The organism is Bifidobacterium primatium (genome assembly GCF_002802875.1).
GTDB classification, from domain to species: domain Bacteria; phylum Actinomycetota; class Actinomycetes; order Actinomycetales; family Bifidobacteriaceae; genus Galliscardovia; species Galliscardovia primatium.
Genome location: NZ_PEBI01000002.1, coordinates 291,909 through 311,728, shown reverse-complemented (window position 1 = coordinate 311,728; position 19,820 = coordinate 291,909). Strand labels below are relative to the sequence as shown.

Annotated in this window: 13 protein-coding genes, 1 tRNA gene and 1 pseudogene; 3 read left to right on the top strand and 12 right to left on the bottom strand. The window is 64.1% G+C overall.

Translation table 11 applies throughout. The features are described from left to right. Positions 1–237 precede the first annotated feature (237 nt). Complete coding sequence (gene adhE, locus CS006_RS05085) at positions 238–2,973, bottom strand: bifunctional acetaldehyde-CoA/alcohol dehydrogenase (RefSeq protein ID WP_100510703.1); 2,736 nt, start codon at positions 2,971–2,973, stop codon at positions 238–240. A gap of 315 nt (positions 2,974–3,288) precedes the next feature. On the opposite strand from adhE, the pseudogene glgX reads away from it, so the two are divergent. Then, positions 3,289–5,562, top strand: a pseudogene (glgX, locus tag CS006_RS05080) (glycogen debranching protein GlgX); the annotation flags it as partial. Between the two features lie 573 nt (positions 5,563–6,135). On the opposite strand, the gene rpsI reads toward glgX, so the two are convergent. The 9 genes from rpsI to CS006_RS05035 form a co-directional block, all read right to left on the bottom strand. Further along, entirely contained in the window at positions 6,136–6,624 is a 489-nt protein-coding gene (gene rpsI / locus CS006_RS05075; RefSeq protein WP_100510701.1) for a 30S ribosomal protein S9, read from the bottom strand. A gap of 26 nt (positions 6,625–6,650) precedes the next feature. After that, the gene (rplM, locus tag CS006_RS05070) at positions 6,651–7,100 is read right to left on the bottom strand and encodes a 50S ribosomal protein L13 (protein ID WP_100510700.1); all 450 of its coding nucleotides are present in this window, start codon (positions 7,098–7,100) and stop codon (positions 6,651–6,653) included. Positions 7,101–7,284: 184 nt separating this feature from the next. Continuing rightward, positions 7,285–7,749 carry a very short patch repair endonuclease gene (locus tag CS006_RS05065; protein ID WP_100510699.1) on the bottom strand — a complete coding sequence of 155 codons (465 nt, stop codon included), beginning with the start codon at positions 7,747–7,749 and terminating at the stop codon, positions 7,285–7,287. 131 nt (positions 7,750–7,880) lie between these two features. Next, positions 7,881–10,049, bottom strand: a complete 2,169-nt coding sequence (gene malQ, locus CS006_RS05060) for a 4-alpha-glucanotransferase (RefSeq protein WP_100510698.1) — start codon at positions 10,047–10,049, stop codon at positions 7,881–7,883. A 98-nt stretch (positions 10,050–10,147) separates the two neighbouring features. Continuing rightward, complete coding sequence (locus CS006_RS05055; protein WP_243386804.1) at positions 10,148–10,789, bottom strand: AbrB family transcriptional regulator; 642 nt, start codon at positions 10,787–10,789, stop codon at positions 10,148–10,150. A 44-nt stretch (positions 10,790–10,833) separates the two neighbouring features. Further along, the gene (locus CS006_RS05050; protein WP_100510696.1) at positions 10,834–11,478 is read right to left on the bottom strand and encodes an IMPACT family protein; all 645 of its coding nucleotides are present in this window, start codon (positions 11,476–11,478) and stop codon (positions 10,834–10,836) included. A 28-nt stretch (positions 11,479–11,506) separates the two neighbouring features. After that, positions 11,507–12,496, bottom strand: coding sequence for an NAD(P)-dependent oxidoreductase (locus CS006_RS05045; protein WP_100510695.1), 990 nt, complete (start codon positions 12,494–12,496; stop codon positions 11,507–11,509). A 149-nt stretch (positions 12,497–12,645) separates the two neighbouring features. After that, complete coding sequence (locus CS006_RS05040) at positions 12,646–14,013, bottom strand: CapA family protein (RefSeq protein ID WP_100510694.1); 1,368 nt, start codon at positions 14,011–14,013, stop codon at positions 12,646–12,648. A gap of 348 nt (positions 14,014–14,361) precedes the next feature. Next, positions 14,362–14,451: transfer RNA gene (locus CS006_RS05035), tRNA-Ser, on the bottom strand. Positions 14,452–14,607: 156 nt separating this feature from the next. Here CS006_RS05035 and dinB point away from each other — a divergent pair. Continuing rightward, a complete protein-coding gene (dinB, locus tag CS006_RS05030; protein ID WP_100510693.1) occupies positions 14,608–15,879 on the top strand; it encodes a DNA polymerase IV in 1,272 nt (423 codons plus the stop codon). Between the two features lie 237 nt (positions 15,880–16,116). On the opposite strand, the gene CS006_RS05025 is transcribed toward dinB, so the two are convergent. Both CS006_RS05025 and uxaC read right to left on the bottom strand, forming a co-directional pair. Continuing rightward, the gene (locus tag CS006_RS05025) at positions 16,117–17,544 is read right to left on the bottom strand and encodes a glycoside-pentoside-hexuronide (GPH):cation symporter (RefSeq protein ID WP_100510692.1); all 1,428 of its coding nucleotides are present in this window, start codon (positions 17,542–17,544) and stop codon (positions 16,117–16,119) included. A gap of 153 nt (positions 17,545–17,697) precedes the next feature. Further along, positions 17,698–19,104 carry a glucuronate isomerase gene (gene uxaC / locus CS006_RS05020; RefSeq protein WP_100510691.1) on the bottom strand — a complete coding sequence of 469 codons (1,407 nt, stop codon included), beginning with the start codon at positions 19,102–19,104 and terminating at the stop codon, positions 17,698–17,700. A 291-nt stretch (positions 19,105–19,395) separates the two neighbouring features. Between uxaC and CS006_RS05015 the strand changes: the two genes are divergently transcribed. Continuing rightward, positions 19,396–19,818, top strand: coding sequence for an HIT family protein (locus CS006_RS05015; protein ID WP_100510690.1), 423 nt, complete (start codon positions 19,396–19,398; stop codon positions 19,816–19,818). Positions 19,819–19,820 lie beyond the last annotated feature (2 nt).

Here is a 19,820-nt window from a genome sequence, read left to right as displayed (position 1 = left end):
GCCGAGGCCATCGCCAAGGCGGAGTGATTCGCAATTTGGTCGAACCGTTCATCAGGACCGCCAAAATCGGTTCTTTATGAACGGGGTTACCAAATTACGAGGAAACGAAGGTACGGATACGAAGAAACCCCCGCTGCAGGGAAACGCAGCGGGGGTTGATGCCGGCTCCAAGGAGTCGGAGGGTCATGATCGGCGGTCGACAAACCAACGGCCGCCGATCATGGATTCAGGAGGACGTCAGTCGCGCTGGGAGGCTTCCTCGACCGAGGCGGCGCCTTCGCGCTCGATGCGCAGACGGTGGCCTTCGGCCTGCGGCACGCCGTAGTAGGCGGCGATGGCGATGTCCTTCATGTCCTCGATCATCGGGATGCGCGGGTTGGCCGGGGTGCACTGGTCCTCGTAGGCGCGCATGCCGATCTGCTCGAGCACGCTCCAGAAGTAGTCCTCGTCAACGCCGGCGGCCTGGAAGGAACGGTCCATGCCCAGCTTGTTGTCGCGGTAGTCCTCGACGGCGCGGGCCAGGTTCTCGACGCCTTCCTCGACGGTCTTGCCCGGGTCGATGCCAAGGTTCTTGGCGATCTCCTGGTAGCGCTGCGGGGCCACGTACTTGTTGTACTTCGGCCAGCTGGTCGGCTCGTCGGGGAGCTGGCCGTTGTAACGGATGACGTACGGCAGCAGGATGGAGTTGGTGCGGCCGTGGGCGATGTGGCACAGGGCGCCGATGGTGTGGGCCATGCCGTGGCACATGCCGAGGAACGCGGAGCCGAACGCCATGCCGGCCATGGTGGCGGCGTTGTGCATCTTCTCCTGGGCCATCGGGTTGGCGGCGCCCTCCTTCACGGAGGTCTCGAGGTTCTCCCAGATCAGCTTGGCGGCGTGCAGCGCCATGCCGTCGGTGAAGTCGTTGGCATACACCGAGACGAAGGCCTCGAAGGAGTGGGTCAGGGCGTCGAAGCCGGAGTCGGAGGCCAGCTTGCGCGGCTGGGTGCGGGCGAGCACCGGGTCGACGATGGCCACGGACGGGGTCAGCGCGTAATCGGTGACCGGGTACTTGTAGCCGGTCTTGTGATCGGTGATCACGGCGAACGGCGTGACTTCGGAGCCGGTGCCGGACGAGGTCGGGATGCAGACCAGGCGGGCCTTCTTGCCGAGGGCGGGCAGCTTGAACGCGCGCTTGCGGATATCGAAGAACTTCTCGCGGATGTCGGCGAACTCGATTTCCGGGTGCTCGTAGAGCAGCCACATGATCTTGGAGGCGTCCATCGGGGAGCCGCCGCCGATGGCGATGATGGTGTCGGGCTGGAACTCGTCGCGCATCATGGCGGCGCCGCGCTCGACGGTCTCGACCGAGGGCTCGGGCTCGACGTAGTCGATGATGCGGTACTGCACGTTGTTCGTGCGCAGGCGCAGCTGCTGGATGGCCTTCTCCACGACGCCCAGGTCGAGCATGACCTTGTCGCAGACGATGACGACGCGGTTGACGTCGGCCATGTCGCGCAGGTACTTGATGGCGTTCGGCTCGAAGTAGGTCTTGGCCGGGATCTTGAACCACTGCATGTTGTTGTTCCTCCGAGCGACGCGCTTGATGTTGATGAGGTTGACGGCCTGGACGTTGCCGGAGACCGAGTTGCCGCCGTAGGAGCCGCAGCCGAGGGTCAGCGACGGAGCGATGGCGTTGTAGATGTCGCCGATGCCGCCGAGGGAGGAAGGCTGGTTCCAGATGATGCGGCAGGCGTGCATGCGGTTGCCGTACTCATCGACCAGGGCCTGGTCGTTCGTGTGGATGGCGGCGGTGTGGCCGGCGCCGTGCACGAGCATCTGCTCGCACATCTCGAAGGCCTGCTCCTTGTTGTCGGACTTCAGGAAGGCCTGGATCGGGGAGAGCTTCTCCATGGTGAGCGGCTCCATCTCACCGACCTCCTTGCACTCGGCGGCGAGGATGGTGGCGTCGGACGGAATCTCGAAGCCGGCGGCGTGGGCGATGGCCTGCGGGGACTTGCCGGGTACCCAGGCGTTGAGCTTGGTCTTCTGGTCCGGGCTCTCGTAGGCGGTGACGCCGAACACGAACTTCTCGAGCTTGGCCTTCTCCTCCTTGTTGACGAAGTAGGCCTTGCGCTTCTTGAGTTCGGCCAGCAGCGGCTCGTACACGGACTTGTCGGCGATGACGGCCTGCTCGGTGGCGCAGATCATGCCGTAGTCGAAGTGCTTGGAGAGGATGAGGTCGTTGGCGGTGCGCACGATGTCGGCGTCCGGGGCGACGTAGGCCGGGGCGTTGCCGGCGCCCACACCGAGGGCGGGCTTGCCGGAGGTATACGCGGCCTTGACCATGCCGGGGCCGCCGGTGGCGAGGATGGTGGCGACGCCGGGGTGCTTCATCAGGGCGCCGGTGGCATCGATGGACGGGTGCTCGATCCACTGGATGCAGTCCTCGGGGGCGCCGGCCTTGATGGCGGCGTCGCGCACGATGCGGGCGGCTTCTACGGAGCACTTCTGGGCGCCGGGGTGGAAGCCGAAGACGATCGGGCAGCGGGTCTTCAGGGCGATGAGGGACTTGAAGATGGCGGTGGAGGTCGGGTTGGTGACCGGGGTGACGCCGGCGACCACGCCGACGGGCTCGGCGATCTCGGTGATGCCTTCGACGTCGTCCTCACGGATGATGCCGACGGTCTTCTGACCTGCCAGGTAGTTGGTGATGTGCTCACACGCGAAGATGTTCTTGGTGGCCTTGTCCTCCACCAGACCACGCTTGGTCTCCTCGACGGCGAGCTTGGCGAGCACGAGGTGCTTGTTCAGCGCGGCGACGGAAGCCTTGGCGACGATGTGGTCGACCTGCTCCTGGTTGAGCTCCTCGAACTTCTTGAGGGCGACCTGCGCCTTCTTGACCAGGGCGTCGACTTCCTGCTCAGCGGACGGGACTTCATTGACCTGCGGTTCTGCTGCGGCTGCTTCGGCCTTCTTCTTAGCTGCGACCACGTGTCCTCCTTGATCGGTTAGCCAAGTATTTGGTTTGGTTTGATGTGGTTTGTATGCATGCAGGCGTTCTTCGTCATGTCCAGTCGTTGTTGATTGGAATGCCGGGTCGCGAACGTCTGTGGGTTCTCCTCCGCCCCTGCCGCTGGCTGCGGCCAGAGGTTGCATCACAGCGTGCCCGTTGTGATGCAACTCACAATAACACCAAACATCAGGAAGCGCCAAAACATCGCCCAAGCTTTTATAAAAGTATTTTCTAAAAGTGGGCAAAACCCTTGGAATTCTTTGTTTTGTGAGACATCGGGGTACTGTGGACGTATGGAGAGAACGTCATTACACCGCTATGCCACCCGCCCGGGCCTGTTCCTCACCGAGGACGGCGGCGCCGATGCCGTCGTATGGTCCGAAACCGCCGACCAGCTCTGGCTGAGCGTCATCGAGCCGCTCGACAGCCCCAGCGCCTTCTACAACACCGCCACCCAGCTTCCCCGTGATTCGGTCATTCCCTTCCACGAGCAGATCGCCATGTTCCCGGTGTGCTCGCGCATCGTCGAGGGACGCTACTGCCGCGAGACCCTGTTCAAGATGGAGGGCCCCAACTACGGCATGTGGTATGTGCACATCCCGCGCGCCTGGGACGGCATGCGCTACGGCTACCGCGCGTCCGGCACCTGGGACCCGCGGCGCGGCGTGCAGTTCAATCCGTACAAGATCCTGCTCGACCCCTACGCCAAGGGCATCGACGGGAAAATGGACATCGCCCCCGAGGCGTTCTCCTACCAGTGCACCGTGGAGAACGGACGCGTGCACGGCTCGGCCTACGGCTCGATGAGCATGCTCGACAACCTGGGCCACACCCCGCTTTCCGTGGTCATCGACGACCGCGACGTGCACAAGCACGAGGGCGACCCCCAGCATCCGCACATCCCGTGGAGCAAGACCGTCATATACGAGCTCCACGTGAAGGGCTTCACGAAGAACGCGCCATGGATGGAGCCGGAGCTGCGCGGCACCTACGCCGGCCTGGCACACCCCACCACCATCGCCTACCTGCAGAACCTCGGCATCACGTCGGTGGAGCTGCTGCCCATATTCGCCAAGCAGACCGAGATCGGCATCGCGGAGCGCGGACTGACCAACTACTGGGGCTACTCCACACTCGGCTATTTCGCACCCGACCCCGACTACGCCACGGAGGAGGCACGGCGCAAGGGCCCCGCAGCCGTGCGCAAGGAGGTCATCGACATGGTGCGGGCGCTGCATGCCGGCGGCATCGAGGTGCTGCTGGACGTGGTGTTCAACCATACCTGCGAGGGCGGCATCGACGGCCCCACCGTCTGCTGGCGTGGACTCGACGCCGTGAGCTACTACCGGCGCCGCACCGACAACCCCGGCATGCTCATCGACACCACCGGCTGCGGCAACACCTTCGACTTCACCAACACCCGCGTCATCAACTACGCCGTGGACTCCCTGCGATACTGGTCGAAGCGCATCGGAGTGGACGGCTTCCGATTCGACCTCGCCCCCACGCTGGCCCGTCTCGAGGGCACGTTCAGCAAGCACCATCCGTTCCTCTACGCCCTGCGCTCCGACCTCATGCTCGGCAACCTCAAGATGATCATGGAACCGTGGGACCTCGGCGAGGGCGGCTGGCGCACCGGCCAGTTCGGCGTGCCGTTCGCCGAATGGAACGACCATTTCCGCGATTCCACACGCCGGTTCTGGCTCACCGACGTCGACAGCCAGCACCGCGGGTTCAACAACGAGATCGGCATGCAGGAGATGGCCACCAGGCTGTGCGGTTCGGCGGACCTGTTCGCCACAGACCCGGGGCGCGGCGCCGTGGCGTCCATCAACTTCGTCTCCTGCCACGACGGATTCACGCTCACCGACCTGACCCGCTACGACCACAAGCACAACGAGGCCAACGGCGAGAACAACCAGGACGGCAACAACACCAACCATTCGTTCAATTTCGGCGAGGAGGGCCCGTCCGACGACCCGGCCGTCGAGGCCCGGCGCGAAAGGGCGGCCATGAATATGATCGGCACGCTGCTCATGAGCCTGGGGACGCCGATGCTGCTGGCCGGCGACGAGTTCCGCAATACGCAGGACGGCAACAACAACGCCTACTGCCAGGACAACGACATCAACTGGCTGCATTGGGAATGGCTGTTCTCCCCCGAGAAGACTCCCGAGATGCGACGGCTCGAACATACGACGAAGCTCATCGCGCTGCGCAAGTCCCTTGACCTCTACCATCACGAGGAATTCTTCACCGTACTGTCGATGCTGGGTCTGCTCAAGCCGTCGAGTCGTGTGCAATGGCTGCTGCCCAACGGCACGACGCCCATGGAACGCGACTGGTTCGACACGAGCGTGCGCTGCTTCGCCATGCGCCTGCTGGCGAACGACGAATACGATGTCGTCATCGTCATCAACGGCCTTGACCGGCACGTCGACTTCATGCTGCCCGACGACTGCGAATGGCGCATGCTGTGGAGCTCGGCGGAGACCAACGGCCGGCAGCCGCGTCATGTCTCCGAGTTCCCGAAGGAAATCACCGATGACGACGACGCCGATGCCACGACCGGTTCCGTGCTCTATCCCGACAAGCCGAACGATTCGGTCTGGACGCTCACCATTCCCGACGGGGACACCCCCATCCATCAGGCGTTGAAGGCCGCACGCCAGCATCGTCTCGCCGAAGTCCTCCGTGCGCAGGGAGATCATGCCGGCGACGGCGACGCCAACGGCGTGCATATCGAGGACATCCGCACCAATGATGCCGGTTCGGGCGTTGCCGCATCGCCGGCGTCCGACGGCGATGCGACGCATGGAACGCTCAACGGCATGAAGAATGGGACGCCAGCCGCCCCTGCGGCAGCGCAGTCCCGCGCGGCCGGCGTGAAATCCACGCCGGCACCCGGATCCGCCGCCGGGGCCGACGACGCACGCCATCGACAGACGCCGACGATGAACGCATCGTCCGATGACGCAGCGAACGATCCGTGGCGCATCGACGGGCTGTCCATCAGCCTGTTCCGTCAGATACGCTGACCGGCCGGTGATATGCAAAAAGCCCCTCGTCCAAACGGACGAAGGGCTTTTTCGATGCCGTGCAGGCGGCGGGAACGCCGCCATGCATGCAGTAGGCGAAACTTAACGCTTCGAGTACTGCGGGGCGCGACGAGCCTTGTGCAGACCGGCCTTCTTGCGTTCCACCGCACGGGCGTCACGGGTCAGGAATCCGGCCTTCTTCAGGGCGGCGCGGTTGGCGTCGCGGTCGATGGCGTTCAGGGCGCGGGCGACGCCGAGACGGATGGCGCCGGCCTGGCCGGTGGTGCCACCGCCGTCGACGAGCACGACGACGTCGAACTTGCCTTCGAGCTTCAGCAGAACGATCGGGGAGTTGACCTCACGCTGCTGGATCTTGCCCGGGAAGAACTCCTCCAGGGTGCGACCGTTGATCGTCCACTTGCCGGTGCCCGGAATCAGGCGAACACGGGCGACGGCTTCCTTACGACGGCCGGTGCCGTAGCCCGGGGCGATCGTGGAGGTGCCGGTGCCAGCGCCAGCGTTGGTTTCGGAAGTGTACTGCGTGAGCTCCTCTTCGGTCTCCTGGACCGCGGAGTTGATGTTTTCAGCCATAATCGGTGTCTCCTTTCGGTCCTGAATCACTTAGCCTGCTGGGAGATCTGCTTGATCTCGTACTCAACGGGCTTCTGAGGGGTGTGCGGGTGCTCGGCACCCTTGAAGATGCGCAGGCGGCTCAGCTGAACCTTGGCCAGACGGTTCTTCGGCAGCATGCCCTTGACGGCGGCCTTGATCATGCGCTCGGGGTTCTTCTCGAGCAGCTCGCCGTAGCTGTCGGCGCGCAGGCCACCCGGGAAACCGGAGTGCATGTAGAGGTTCTTGCCGAGCTTGTTGCCGGACAGGGCGATCTTCTCAGCGTTGATGATGATGACATGGTTGCCACCGTCGGCGTGAGGAGCGAACGTCGGCTTGTTCTTGCCGCGCAGCAGGTTGGCGGCAGTGGTTGCGAGACGGCCGAGAACCACGTCGGTGGCGTCGATGACGTACCACTCGTGGGTCAGATCGTTAGGCTTCGGAGTGAAAGTTTTCACGATATACCTTTTCTTTACTATTGTGTTCCGGGCAATTGCGGATTGGTTAGGTCCCCTTTTGCCTCATTATCCGTGGGCTCCCTGAAAGTCCTATTGGCGAGTGGGACAGCGCTTTGAAGGACCCCTGGGAAACACAACAATCCATTAGTGTACCGCTTTTTACGCGTTCGTCAAAACACCGGGGTCAATGCGACACGCCGATGATTTCGTCGTAAAGCCGCGCCAGACGCTCATCGCGATGCTTCCTGTCGAGCTCGCATTCCCATACGGTGATGACGCGCCATCCCATCCCCTCGAGCTCGGCTCGCTGTCGGCGGTCGCGCTCGCGGTTGCGGGTGAGCTTGGCCGTCCAGAACTCGACGTTCGACTTCGGCATCGAATGCTTCGGGCAGCCTTCGTGCATATGCCAGAAGCAGCCGTTGACGAACACGATGACATGCCATTTCGGCAGCACGATGTCGGGATGGCCCGGGTAGCGCCTGTCGTTCTTGCGGAATCGCAGACCACGCCGGAACAGATAGCTTCGGGTGAGCGTCTCGATGGAGGTGTCCTTGCCGCGGATATGCGACATGGTGTAGCTGCGCGTGCCGCGCTCGTATTTCTCCGGCTTCGCGCTTTTCCCGGATTTCCTTGGTTCTCTGGCTGCCATCGTCATCGATGGTAGCCGGGCGAGAAGATCTTGGCGGATTCGGATCCCGGACCCCGGTCCGCCATACGACGAACGGCTCCCCCTACTTCGCAGGGGGAGCCGTATCGATATGTCGAAAAGGAAACCGGAGGTTACTTCTCCCCTCGCATCACGGCGGCGAGGGACTGGACGCGCGGCCTGTCGAACAGGTCGTCGAGCAGCACCGGCGCGCCTTCGCCGTCGGCGAGCGGGATGCGCCAGTTCGGGTACTCGTTGTTCGTGCCCGGCTGGTTCTGCGTGCGCCGCTCCCCCACGCCATCGGTGATGGTCGCGCACAGCAGCTTCGACGGCGACGCGCACAGCGCACGGTGCATGCCTTCGATGAGGTCCTGCTCGTGGGCGTCCTCGTCGTCGAGCCATTCGCGCCGGATCCAGCCTCCGTCGGCCAGCATGGAGAGCAGGGCGTCATGCTCGCGCCTGGCGTCGGCCATGAACTCCTCCTCGCTGCCGGTGAGCAGATGCAGCTGGCTGCGCAGCTTCACGTGCACGTACCTGAGGTAGCCGGCCGTCGGAGGAATGTCGTGCGTGGTGACCGAGGCCAGGGTGAGCGGGCGCCAGTCCTGCGGCTTGCGGAACTTGCCGTCACGCTGTTCGAACCATTCGATGGCGCAGCCCAGCAGGCCGTGCGCGGCGAGCTCCTTGGCCATGTAGTCCGGCACCACGCCGAGGTCCTCGCCGACGACCACGCCGTGCGCGCGCTCGGCCTCAAGCGCCAGGATGCCCAGCATCACGTCGGAGTCGTAGTATACGTAGGCGCCTTCCTTGGCGCTGCGGCCTTCGGGAATCCACCACAGGCGGAACAGGCCGATGGCGTGGTCGATGCGCACTGCGCCGGCGTGGGCGAACATGCCGGCGACGATGTCGCGGTACGCCTTGTATCCGGTGTCGGCGAGGTATTCCGGGTTCAGCGGCGGCTGGCTCCAGTTCTGCCCCTGCTGGTTGTAGAAGTCAGGCGGGGCGCCGACTGTGGCGCCGTAGGCGAACCGCTCCGGGTTCCACCACACGTCCGAGCCATAAGGGTGCACGCCCACGGCCATGTCGGCCATGATGCCGATGCGCATGCCGGCGTCATGCGCCGTCTGCTGGGCGTCGGCGAGCTGCTCCTCGGCGATCCATTCGAGCCAGCGATAGAACTCGAGGGTGTCGGGATACTGCTTGCGCAGCTGCTCGATCTCGGGGGACTTGCGGTTGTAGACCTTCACCCACGATCCGGCCTCGTCGGTCGGGGCGCCCCACTTGTCGTAGGCCAGGCACCATGCGGCGTAGCCCTCCAGATCCTCGCCGGCCTTCTTCTTGTACTCGTCGAAGGCGCGCTGACGTTCCTCGGTGCGCGACGCCTTGAAGATGGACCACAGGGCCGGCATCTTCGCGCTCCACATCTCGTCGCGGTCGATCTTGTCGGCATCGGTGTTGAGCAGCTTGACCGAATCATGCAGGCGCTCGACCTGCGCCTTGGTCTCGTCGGGCAGCTCGGAGAACTCGGGGATGCTTTCCGGATGGATGTACGTGAAGTTCACGAAGCGGCGGGAGATGGGCAGGTACGGCGACGGGGTGAGCGGAGTGCACGGCTCGCCGGCGTGCACGGGGTTGATGAGCACGAAGTCGGAGCCCGTCTTCTCCTTGGATTCGCGCAGCATGGTCTTCAGGTCGCCGAAATCGCCCACGCCCCACGACTGCGAGGAGCGCGTGGAGTAGAACTGCGCCATCCAGCCCCACAGGTGCCCGTGCTTCATGGGGTCGAGCAGTTCGATCTTCTCCGGCGCGCAGATCAGCGTGGCGGTCTCGACCCGGCTGCCCACCTTCACCTGCAGCGTGTGGTAGCCGAGCGGAACGTCGGCGGGGATGATGATGACCGAATTCACCACGAACCTGTCGGAAAGCGCCTTCGCCATGGTTCCATCGCCGGCGTCGCCCTCCAACGGACCGTATTCGGTGCCGTCCTCCAGCACCAGCGTCGCCGACGGCACGTCGGTGACGCCGTGGTTCACCTTGATGCGGCTTTCGTGTCCGACGATGTGCAGCAGCGTCGGCGCGACAAGACGGCTGTAGATGCTTTCGTTCGCCTGCGTCAATGCAGCGGCGATGGCATCGTCATCCGACGCGTCGACTCCCAGACTGGCCAGGACGTTCACCAAGACATCATCGTCTATCTCAACATATTCGCCCTGTTGGCCCACGTAGAACGTGGCCACACCCTTGGCCTTCGCCAGCTGAATCAGCGGGCGGGCCAGGCGTTCTTTGGATTCTTCTCGCTGTTCCATAGTCCCAGCTTAACGCCGAAACCCGCTGCTGCAACGTTTGACATGCCCCTGTTAACCTGCCGTATACACTTTTTCCCGCATTCTCGGGGGCACTTGTTTCAGTCCCGACGGGAGCGGCGACGCTCCACGGCGTGACGCACCTGGATGTCGGGGTCGTCGGCCAGCCGTTCCAGCGTCTCCTCGTCGGTGTTGGGGTTGAGCGCCACGGCCCTGCGGATCATCGCGGTGAGCACGGCGGGACCGTCCTTGCCCTCGTCCACTCCGAAGCGCGAGAGCAGGTCGAGCACGTGGGCGTCGTTGCGTTCGTCCTCGGCGCCTTCCATACGCATCTTCCACGAGGTCATCGGATTGGCGAGCGCGGCGGCGCGCACCTCGTCCACGTCGTCCTTGGTGAGCCTGCCGACCAGCCAGTTCTTGTCGTTGGTGTTTTCGGCGACGGCCTTGCGCACCGAGGGCTCGGGGTCCTCGCTGAGCTTGACGAGAATGTTCGGGAACGGCATGGTCTGGGCGAGGTAGAGGCGGTCCTCCACCGCCGTGTGATGGTTGCCGGCCACGGCTTCCAGCAGTGCCGTGGCTCGGGAGAACGCGGCGGCGTCGCTGCGGTCGGGCAGCGGGCGCCGGGCGAATTCGCCGAGTTCCTGCGGGTCCTCGGAGTGACGCAGGCGTTCGTAGGTGGCGGTCAGCGGTTCGTGCTCATCGGTCATGGTTTCCAGCTTACTGAATCGTGTTGGCGGGAGGATGGTCGGATTGCTCGCGATGCGGCGTTGATACCGAGAGCCGGCGTCTAGTCGGCGTCGGGTACGGGGCTGTTCAGCGTCCCCTGGAATTCCGGTTCGACGGCGGCGTTGAAGGTCTCGCGCACACGGTTTTCGAATCCGGCCGCCTCGGTTTCGGGCACGGTGAGCGTCATGGTCACACGGTCGGTGAACTCCTCGTGCTCGACCGTGCCGCCGGCGAGCGCGACGAGCTGTCGCATCATGGTCAGCTGCGGGTAGTCGATGACGACGCCGTAGCGATGACATGCGACGATGTCGGCGCCTCGTGCGGCCTTGACGGCCAGCGAGGCGGCGGACGAGTAGGCGCGAATCAGACCGCCGGAGCCGAGGAGGATGCCGCCGAAGTATCGGGTGACGCATACCACGCAGTCGGTGAGTCCGGATTGGCGCAGGACATCGAGGATCGGCTTGCCTGCCGTGCCGGAGGGTTCGCCATCATCGCTCATGCGTTCGCCGAGCTGCCCGTCGGAGCCTCCCCATACGGCGGCGTATGCCACGTGCCGAGCCTTGGGATGCTGTTCGCGGATGATCTCCACGAAGGCGAGCGCGTCGTCCTGGGAGTCGATGTGGCAGGCGTCGCCGATGAATTCGGATTTCTTCTCCGTCAGCGCGTCGTGCGCCGGATCATCGGCCGTGTTGAGAATGGTGCGCATGCTGTCGGTTCGCTTTCATCGGTCGGTATCAGACGACCACGTTGTAGGATTCGCCTTCGAGATATGATACGGCGGCGGTGACGTTCTGGTCCACGATGCCGGCGAGCGCACGGTCGGAGCGCCATGCCACATGCGGGGTGAGGACGACGTTGTCGAGTCCGCGCAGCGGGTCGTCGGCGGGCAGCGGCTCGGGGGCGAACACGTCGAGTCCGGCGGTGATGTCGCCGCGGCCGAGACGCCGCTCTAGGGCGCCGGGGCGCACGAGTTCGGCGCGGGCGGTGTTGATGAACGCCGCGCCGGGGCGCAGCAGGTCGAGCTGGTCGTCGCCGATGACGCCCTGCGTCGCGTCGTTCAATGCGAGATGGAGGCTGACGACGTCGGCGTTCGCGAAGACGTCGTCGATGCTGGCGGCGGCCTTTGCGCCGAGCCTGGCGTAGGCGCGTTCGTCCGGATGACGGGCCCAGATCAGCAGGTTCATGCCGAGGCCGTGGGCGAGTTCGGCGACCCGGCGGCCGATGCCGCCGAAGCCGACGAGTCCCATGGTCAGTCCCCCGATTTCGGTGATGTCGGCGCCCGGCCATGCCTCGTCGCGCATGCGGGCGTTGAAGGCGCCGGCCCGGTGGGTGATTTCGAACAGCAGGGCGATGGCGTGTTCGGCGACGGCGTTGTCGCCGTAGTGCACGGCGTTGCAGATGCGGATGCCCAGCCGCTGCGCCTCGGCGAGGTTGACGAAGTTGGCGACGCCGGTGCCGCCGAACGTCATGCATCGTACGGTGGGTGCAAGGCGGGCGAGCATGTCGTCGGTGAAGTGCACGCCGGTGGTCATGGCGATTTCGGCGCCGTCGAGCCGGCGCATGATCTCGTCGGCGTCGGAGATCATGTCGGTATGAAGACGGACCCGCGCGATGTCGGCGAATCGCGGCAGCTGGCTGCGGAACAGGTCGACCATAGAGGGGAAGCAACTGGGGATCGCCACCAGCGGCAGATCGGTACGTTCCGTATTGAGTTCGACGACCATCACGTGCTCCTTAGCTCAGCGGGCCGGTCTTGCCTGTCCGGCATATCCGGCCCATGGATTACCCCGCCAGTTTACTGCCGGCCCGCCGCCGGCCGTCTTCCGCGCTCCCGGCATGGACCGGCCATCCGGCGACCCTTCGTCCATTTCGTCTATTTGCCGGATCCCTCCTTGGTGACGAGCCATTCGCGCACGACGTTCGGGTCGGCGCCACGCTTGTAGATGACGTCGTGGATGCGCTGGCGCACCTGGGCGTCCTGCTCGGTGGACCAGCATGTGCCGTCGGGATGGTCGTCCGATATCGGGCACCATCGGTAGTCGGCGCCGCGGCGGTTCGCGGTGGGCAGCCAGTCGATGCGGCTGACGCGCCACGAACCGTCCTCGCCCTTCTTGCCGGCGAACTGGATGCGCGCGGTCATGCCCTGGTTGTTCACGATGCGCGAGGCCGGCGCGTCGGTGGTGACGGCGTTGCCGGTGCCGTAGATGATCCACGTGTTCTTGTATTTCTCGATGGGCTGCACGCAATGGCATCCGGCACCGTAGATCACGTCGAACGCGCCGGTGTCGGCGAGTTCGTGGGCTTCGCTCACCTGCCAGTCGTCGGCGTCGTCGATGTATTCCTGCACGGAGTGCATGGCCATGGCCACGACGTCGGCGCCCTGCTGGCGGGCGGCCTTCGCCTTGGCGACCGCACGGTCGATGTCGGACTGGTGATGCGGGTCGCTGGCCTCGCGAAGCCTGTCGACGCGCCAGTCGGCGTCGGCCTCGAAGCCGTTGAGCGACACGGTGCCGGTGACCAGACCGAGCTTGCCGCCGCCGGTGGGCGAGTCGATGACGAGCGGCTTCATGGAATCCGCCTCGGTCTTGTAGGAGCCGGTCTGCTGGATGCCGAGTCCGGCGAGTGTGTCCCATAGACGGTTGACGCCTTCGGCACCCTGATCCCACGAATGGTTGGTGGCATGGGTGCAGGCCTGGAAACCGACCTTGGCGGCCGCGTCCGCCACTTCGGGGGGAATGGCGAACACGGGGTATCCGGTGTAGGGGCCGCCGCGTTGGGCGATCGGGGTTTCGAACTCGCATACCGAGATGTCGGACGCCTTCATATAGCGCTGCATCGGCTGGAGCAGCGGCACGAAATTGAAGGCCGAGCCATCGGTGGCGGCGGGGTCCGCGCCCTGGAAATGCTCCCATAGATGCGGATGGAACAGCAGGTCGCCGTTGACCATCAGCGCGATGCAGTCGCGGTCCGGACAGTCGGGGGAATTGCCATGGTGCTCGGCCACGGTGGGCACGGCGCTGGGACGGTCGAGATCGGAGTCGATGACCGATTGCGACCGGGATGCCTGCGTAGACGCATCCTGCTGCGAGGTCCCGCGCAGATACAGTGCGCCGGCGGCCGCGCCGACGATAAGCAGCACACATACGATGATGGCCAGAGGCAGGCCAAGGGTCCGCGTGCCGGCGACGCCATGCCCGCCATGCGGGGTATCGGCGGCATGCCGGGGATTGCCGATTCTCATTCGTTTCCTCGCTCTCCGCTCCGTCGTCGGAGCCTCTCTAGGCATAGTGTAGCCATCTGCGGGGGCGTACGGCGGGCATGACCGGCCCCGAAACGTCCGATGGTCGGGGCAGACGCATGAGGGCATGTCGGCGGTGGATAAATTCGCCGACATCCGGCATGGTCATGGCCGTGTCGCGAAAACGAATACGCTACGCTAAACAATGGAGACGGGCGGACAACGGCGTACCTCCGTCCCCGCTTCATCATGGACCTCGGGCGACTTCCGCATGGCGCAGCCGACTCTCCGACGTCCATGGCGTACGAGTGCGAGAAACAAAAAAATCCCGAACGATTGTTCGGGATTTGATGGCGGAGTGAGGGGGATTCGAACCCCCGAACCGCTTGCGCAGTTAACACCTTAGCAGGGTGCCCCTTTCGGCCACTCAGGCATCACTCCGTGTTGAACGCATATGTTAGACGCACAATGCGCGCAACAGAGAAATACTGTACCACCATACGTGGATTAATGCGAGCGCCGGCATGTTGCGGTGTCATATTCCGCTTTGCCGACGCCACACCGACGTCGCGCCGACGCCATGCGTACCATGGAGATATGAGTACTTCGCCACGTCCCGCAGCCGTAAGACGCGACTGGGGACACGACGAGACCGGCTGCACGATACTGCATATCGACATGGACGCGTTCTTCGCCTCATGCGAGATCGCGCGGCATCCCGAGCTCAAAGGCCGGCCGGTCATCATCGGCACGGGCACGCGGTCGGTGGTGTCGGCGGCGAGCTATGAGGCCCGTCCGTTCGGCGTGAATTCGGCGATGCCGGTGGCCACGGCACGGCGGCTATGCCCCGACGGCGTGTTCCTGCCCGTCGACATGGCCTACTATCGCGGCGTCTCACGGCAGGTGTTCGAGGTGTTCGGACAGGTGACCGACCACATCGAACGCGTCTCCGTGGACGAGGGGTATATGGACGTTTCGGCGGCGCTGCGCCGATGGGACTCCCCCACCGCGATCGGCGCATGGATACGCACCGAGGTGGAACGCCGTTTCGGACTGACCTGCTCGGTGGGCGTGGCGTCGAACAAGCTCATCGCCAAACTCGCCTCCACCAATGCCAAGCCGGACGGCATGCTGCTCGTACCGAAGGCCCGTCAGGCCGAGTTCGTGCAGCTGCTGCCGGTGCGTTCGATCCCCGGCATCGGTCCGGCGTCGGCCAGGCGCCTCGAGCAGTGGGGCGTGACCGATGTGCGGCAGCTGGCGGCGCTTGCGGAGCAGGACATCGCCGAGGCGACCGGCTCGACCGCGCAGGCTCGACGGCTGTATCTCGCCGCGCGCGGCATCGACGAACGCAAGGTGGTGCCGTATACGCCGGAGAAGTCCATAGGATCGGAGCACACGTTCGACGTCGACGCCACCGACGCCGACAAGGTGACGGGCCTGCTGCTGCACTGCTGCGACACGGTGGCCTCCACCCTGCGCCGGCGTGGGCTGACGGCGCGCACCATCACCGTGAAGCTGCGGTTCGCCGACCTCGCATACGCCACGAAGACGATGACGCTTGAGCGGCCGACCAGCACCGCCGGAGTGATGTATCCGCACAGCGTGCGCATACTGGAGCGCATGCTCGGCATGCCCGAGGGTTCGGCGGCCCGTGGGGCCATGCTGCCGCGGCCAATCCGTCTCGCCGGGGTCAGCGTCTCCGGACTCGGCGACGCCGCCACGACGCCCGTGCAGGCGAGCTTCGACGACCTGCTGGCCGAGGACGACGGCGGGAGCGTTCCGCAGCATATGAACCGGGCGGAACGGGCGTTGGATTCCATTCGCGAACGGTTCGGCACCGACTCCGTACGGCTGGGATTGCGTACATGAATCGTTCGATATCCGGCCGACACGCCGGTTTTCGGCCTGTATCGCGCGATTCATGCACCGATGACGGAAGAATTTCGGCATGAAAAAATCCCCGGCCGCTTCCACGGCCGAGGATTTTTTTGGAAGACAACACGCCCAAAGGAGGACGCGTGATGCCGGCCGGCGAACCGGCCGACACATCATTTACCTATCGATATTCATTTATCGAGCGGGATTCACCGACCGGCGTTCACCGAATCAGTGGGTGAGCTCGCCCTTCTCCCACTTGCCGTTGTTCAGATCATCGGCGATCTTGCGGTACTTGTCGTCCGTCAGACCGTAGAGGAAGAAGATGATCAGCATGGCGGCGAACAGGGCCACGGCCGGGTACAGGGTCATGGCGCCCTTGATGCCGTTCAGGGTGGCCTGGGACTGCGCCTGGTTGGCGACGTAGCCGGTCAGGCCCAGGATGCCGGCGGAGATGATGGCGGCCAGGGACTGCGCGAGCTTGCGGGAGAAGTTGAACGCGGCCACGGTGATGCCTTCCTTGCGGATGCCGGTGTGCCACTCGCCGTAGTCGATGACGTCGTTGACGAATGCCCAGGTGATGCCGTTCGGGATGGCGAGGCAGATGTAGCCGAGGGTCACGAACACGATGAAGGTGGTGAGGTTGGTCGGCAGGAAGAAGTTGATGAGGTTGGCGACCGCACCGACGACGAAGCAGAACACGGCGACCTGCTTCTTGCCGAACTTCTTCACCAGGAACGGGATGGAGAGGATGGCCACGATGGAGCAGCCCATCTGGATGGCGTTGATCACCGGCTGCAGGCCCATGTTGCCCAGGTTGTACTCGGCGAAGTACAGCATCATGGCGTTGTTGGTGTTCATGGCGGAGATGGTGAACAGGGTCATGAGGATGATGGCGAGCAGCGGCTTGTTGGTGAAGACCACCTTGATGTAGGCGCCGACGCCTTCCTTGGTCTTGTCGCCCGTCTTCTCACGGTTGATCTTGATGTGTTCCTTGCAGTTGAAGAACGTGACGGCGAAGCAGCACACGCCGATGATGGCCATGATGGCGGAGGCGACGGCGTAGCCGTGGAACGTGGTGACCTTGCCGTTGGAGTCGGAGAACAGCAGGATGATCGGGATGAAGGCCACACCGGTGATCCACTGGGCGCCGAGGGAGCCGGCCTGGCGGGTGGTGGCCAGCTGGGCTCGCTCATCGACGTCTCGGGTCATGACGTTGGCGAGGCCCACGTACGGCAGGTTGGTGAAGGAGTAGCAGGTGCCCCATGCCATGTAAGTGACGAACGCGTAGACGATGCGGCCCCACATCGGGAAGTCCGGCATGGTGAACGTGATGACCGTCAGGATGGACAGCACGATGGCGCCGACCATCATGACCGGACGGAACTTGCCGTGCTTGCCGACCTTGCGGCTGTCGACGAAGGCGCCGGCGATCGGGTCCATGAAGGCGTCGTAGATCTTGGTGACGGCCATGATCGTGGCCACCATGCCCGGGTTGATGAGCGCCACATCGGTGTAGAACTTGGTCAGGTAGGCCTGGCCCAGATCGAACATGAAGCCGTTGCCGAGATCGCCGAAGCCGTAGCCGATCTTCTCTCGCCAGCTCAGCTTCACCTGGCCGTTGACTGCAGCCGCTTTCTCTTCTACTGAAGTTGTCATGATATTACTACCTTTTCAGTGTGTCACGCGTGGCACCGGCTGCTGCGTCGATGCCACGCGACCCTTCCTTTTCGATTTTCAGTTATGCGTATTCGGTTATGAATGCCGTCGGCCGGGAGCTGCCTCCCCCGGCCGACGGTCGCGTACCGGCAGTTACGCGAACAGCTCCTTGGCGTTGTTGTAGGAGACGTCCTGCACCAGCGGGGCCAGGGTGTCGAGATCCGACGGGATCTCGCCGCGGGATGCCCACTCGCCCAGCTGCTCGCACAGGATGCGGCGGAAGAACTCGTGGCGCGGGAAGCTCAGGAACGAACGGGAGTCGGTGGTCATGCCCACGAAGTTGCCCAGCAGGGAGCCTTCGGCCATGGTCTGGATCTGCTTGCGGATGCCCTCGCGGGTGTCGTTGAACCACCAGGCGTTGCCGAGGGCCATGTGCTGCTTCATGCCGCCCTGGAAGCATCCCATGATGGTGGTGATGGCCAGGTAGTCGTTCGGGTTGAGCGAGTAGATGATCATCTTCGGGATGGAGTCGGTCTTGGCGGCCTCGTTGAGCAGGGCGGCCAGCGGCTCGGCGATGGAGCGGTCGTTGATCGAGTCGTAGCCGGTGTCGGCGCCGTGGATGGCGAACTCGCGCTCGTTGATGTTGCGCATCGCGTGGATGTGCAGCTGCATGGTCCAGCCGTGGGCCTTGTAGATCTTCATGAGGTCGAGGAACAGCTGGGTGCGGTACTTGGTGACCTCCTCGAAGGTCAGCGGTTCGCCGGCACGGGCCTTGGCGAGGATCGCGTCGCGCTCGGCGGCGGTGGACGTCGCGTACACCATGAGGTCGGCGGCGTGGTCGGACAGGCGGGAGCCGTGCTCGTGGAAGAAGTCGACGCGCTTGTTGATGGCGGCCATCATGTCGTCGAAGGAGTTGACCTTGTCGCCGGTGACCTGCTCGAGCTGGTCGACCCACTCGGAGAAGCCGGCCTTGTCGGGGTTGAGGGCCTTGTCCGGGCGCATGGCCGGAATCATCTTGAAGGTGTCGCCGCCGTCCTTCTCGAAGGCGATGTGGTACTCGAGGGAGTCGACCGGGTCGTCGGTGGTGCAGATGGTGTCGAGGTTCATGCGGCGCAGCAGCGAGCGGCGGGAGAACTCCGGGGTGGCCAGCATCTCGTTGGTCTTCTCGTAGATGGCCTTGGCGGTCTTGGAGTTCAGCTCGTCGGTGATGCCGAAGTAGCGGCGCAGCTCCTGGTGCGTCCACATGTAGACCGGGGAGCCGATGGCCTTCTCCATGGTCTGCGCGTAGGCATAGAACTTGTCCCACGGATCGCCGTTGCCGGTGATGAGCTCCTCGGGAACGCCGTTGGCACGCTCCAGACGCCACTTGTAGTGGTCGCCGTAGTTGTTGCCGTCGGTGAGCCAAGCCTCGACGATGTCCTTGAAGTTCGGATCCTTGTAGATCTCCTCGGGGTGCAGGTGGCAGTGGTAATCGACGATCGGCATGTTTTCCGCGTAGTTGTGGAACAGGTCCTTCGCCAGATCCGTCGTCAGCAGGTAGTCATCATCCATGAATGCCATGGTCGTTTCCTTCCTCGAACTCCGTTGTCGTGACACACGATGGGCTGGCTGTCGCAGGGCCCAGATGCATGTGTGCTCGATTTCGTAGCCGTTATTGCCTTGTCGGATTGCGTCCATGCAACCCGGCGTTACCTTGACTGTAAGAAGCGTGAGCTGAATCACGTTTTTTTGTTGCCAAGATTTGCATGGACACGCGAGGAATCATCGGAAAATGGCAACCGCTGGCAACAATTGCCCATGCGCCGGCATCGCTTTCTATCGTGGAAGTGCATCTATCGAAAGGAATTTCTGATGAGCAACGAAGCTTGTGCATACTGCGACGAAGGTGCCGCGCTCGACGCGTTCGGCATCAAGATCTACGAACTTCCGGCCAGCAAGGTCGTCCTGTTCAAGGAACAGAGCCACAAGGGCCGCGTGATCGTGGCCTCGAAGCACCACGTCTCCGAGATCGTGGAACTGAGCAAGGAGGACCGCGACGCGTTCTTCGACGACGTGGACCGCGTGGCCAAGGCCGTGCACGCCACGTTCCACCCCGACAAGGTGAACTACGGCGCCTACGGCGACACCGGCCATCACCTGCACTTCCATCTCGTGCCGAAGTACAAGGACGACGAGTTCGAGTGGGGCGGCACCTTCGCCATGAACCCCGATCGCGTGCACCTGACCGACGCCGAATACGACGAGATGGCCAAGGTCATCGTCGCCAACCTGTGATC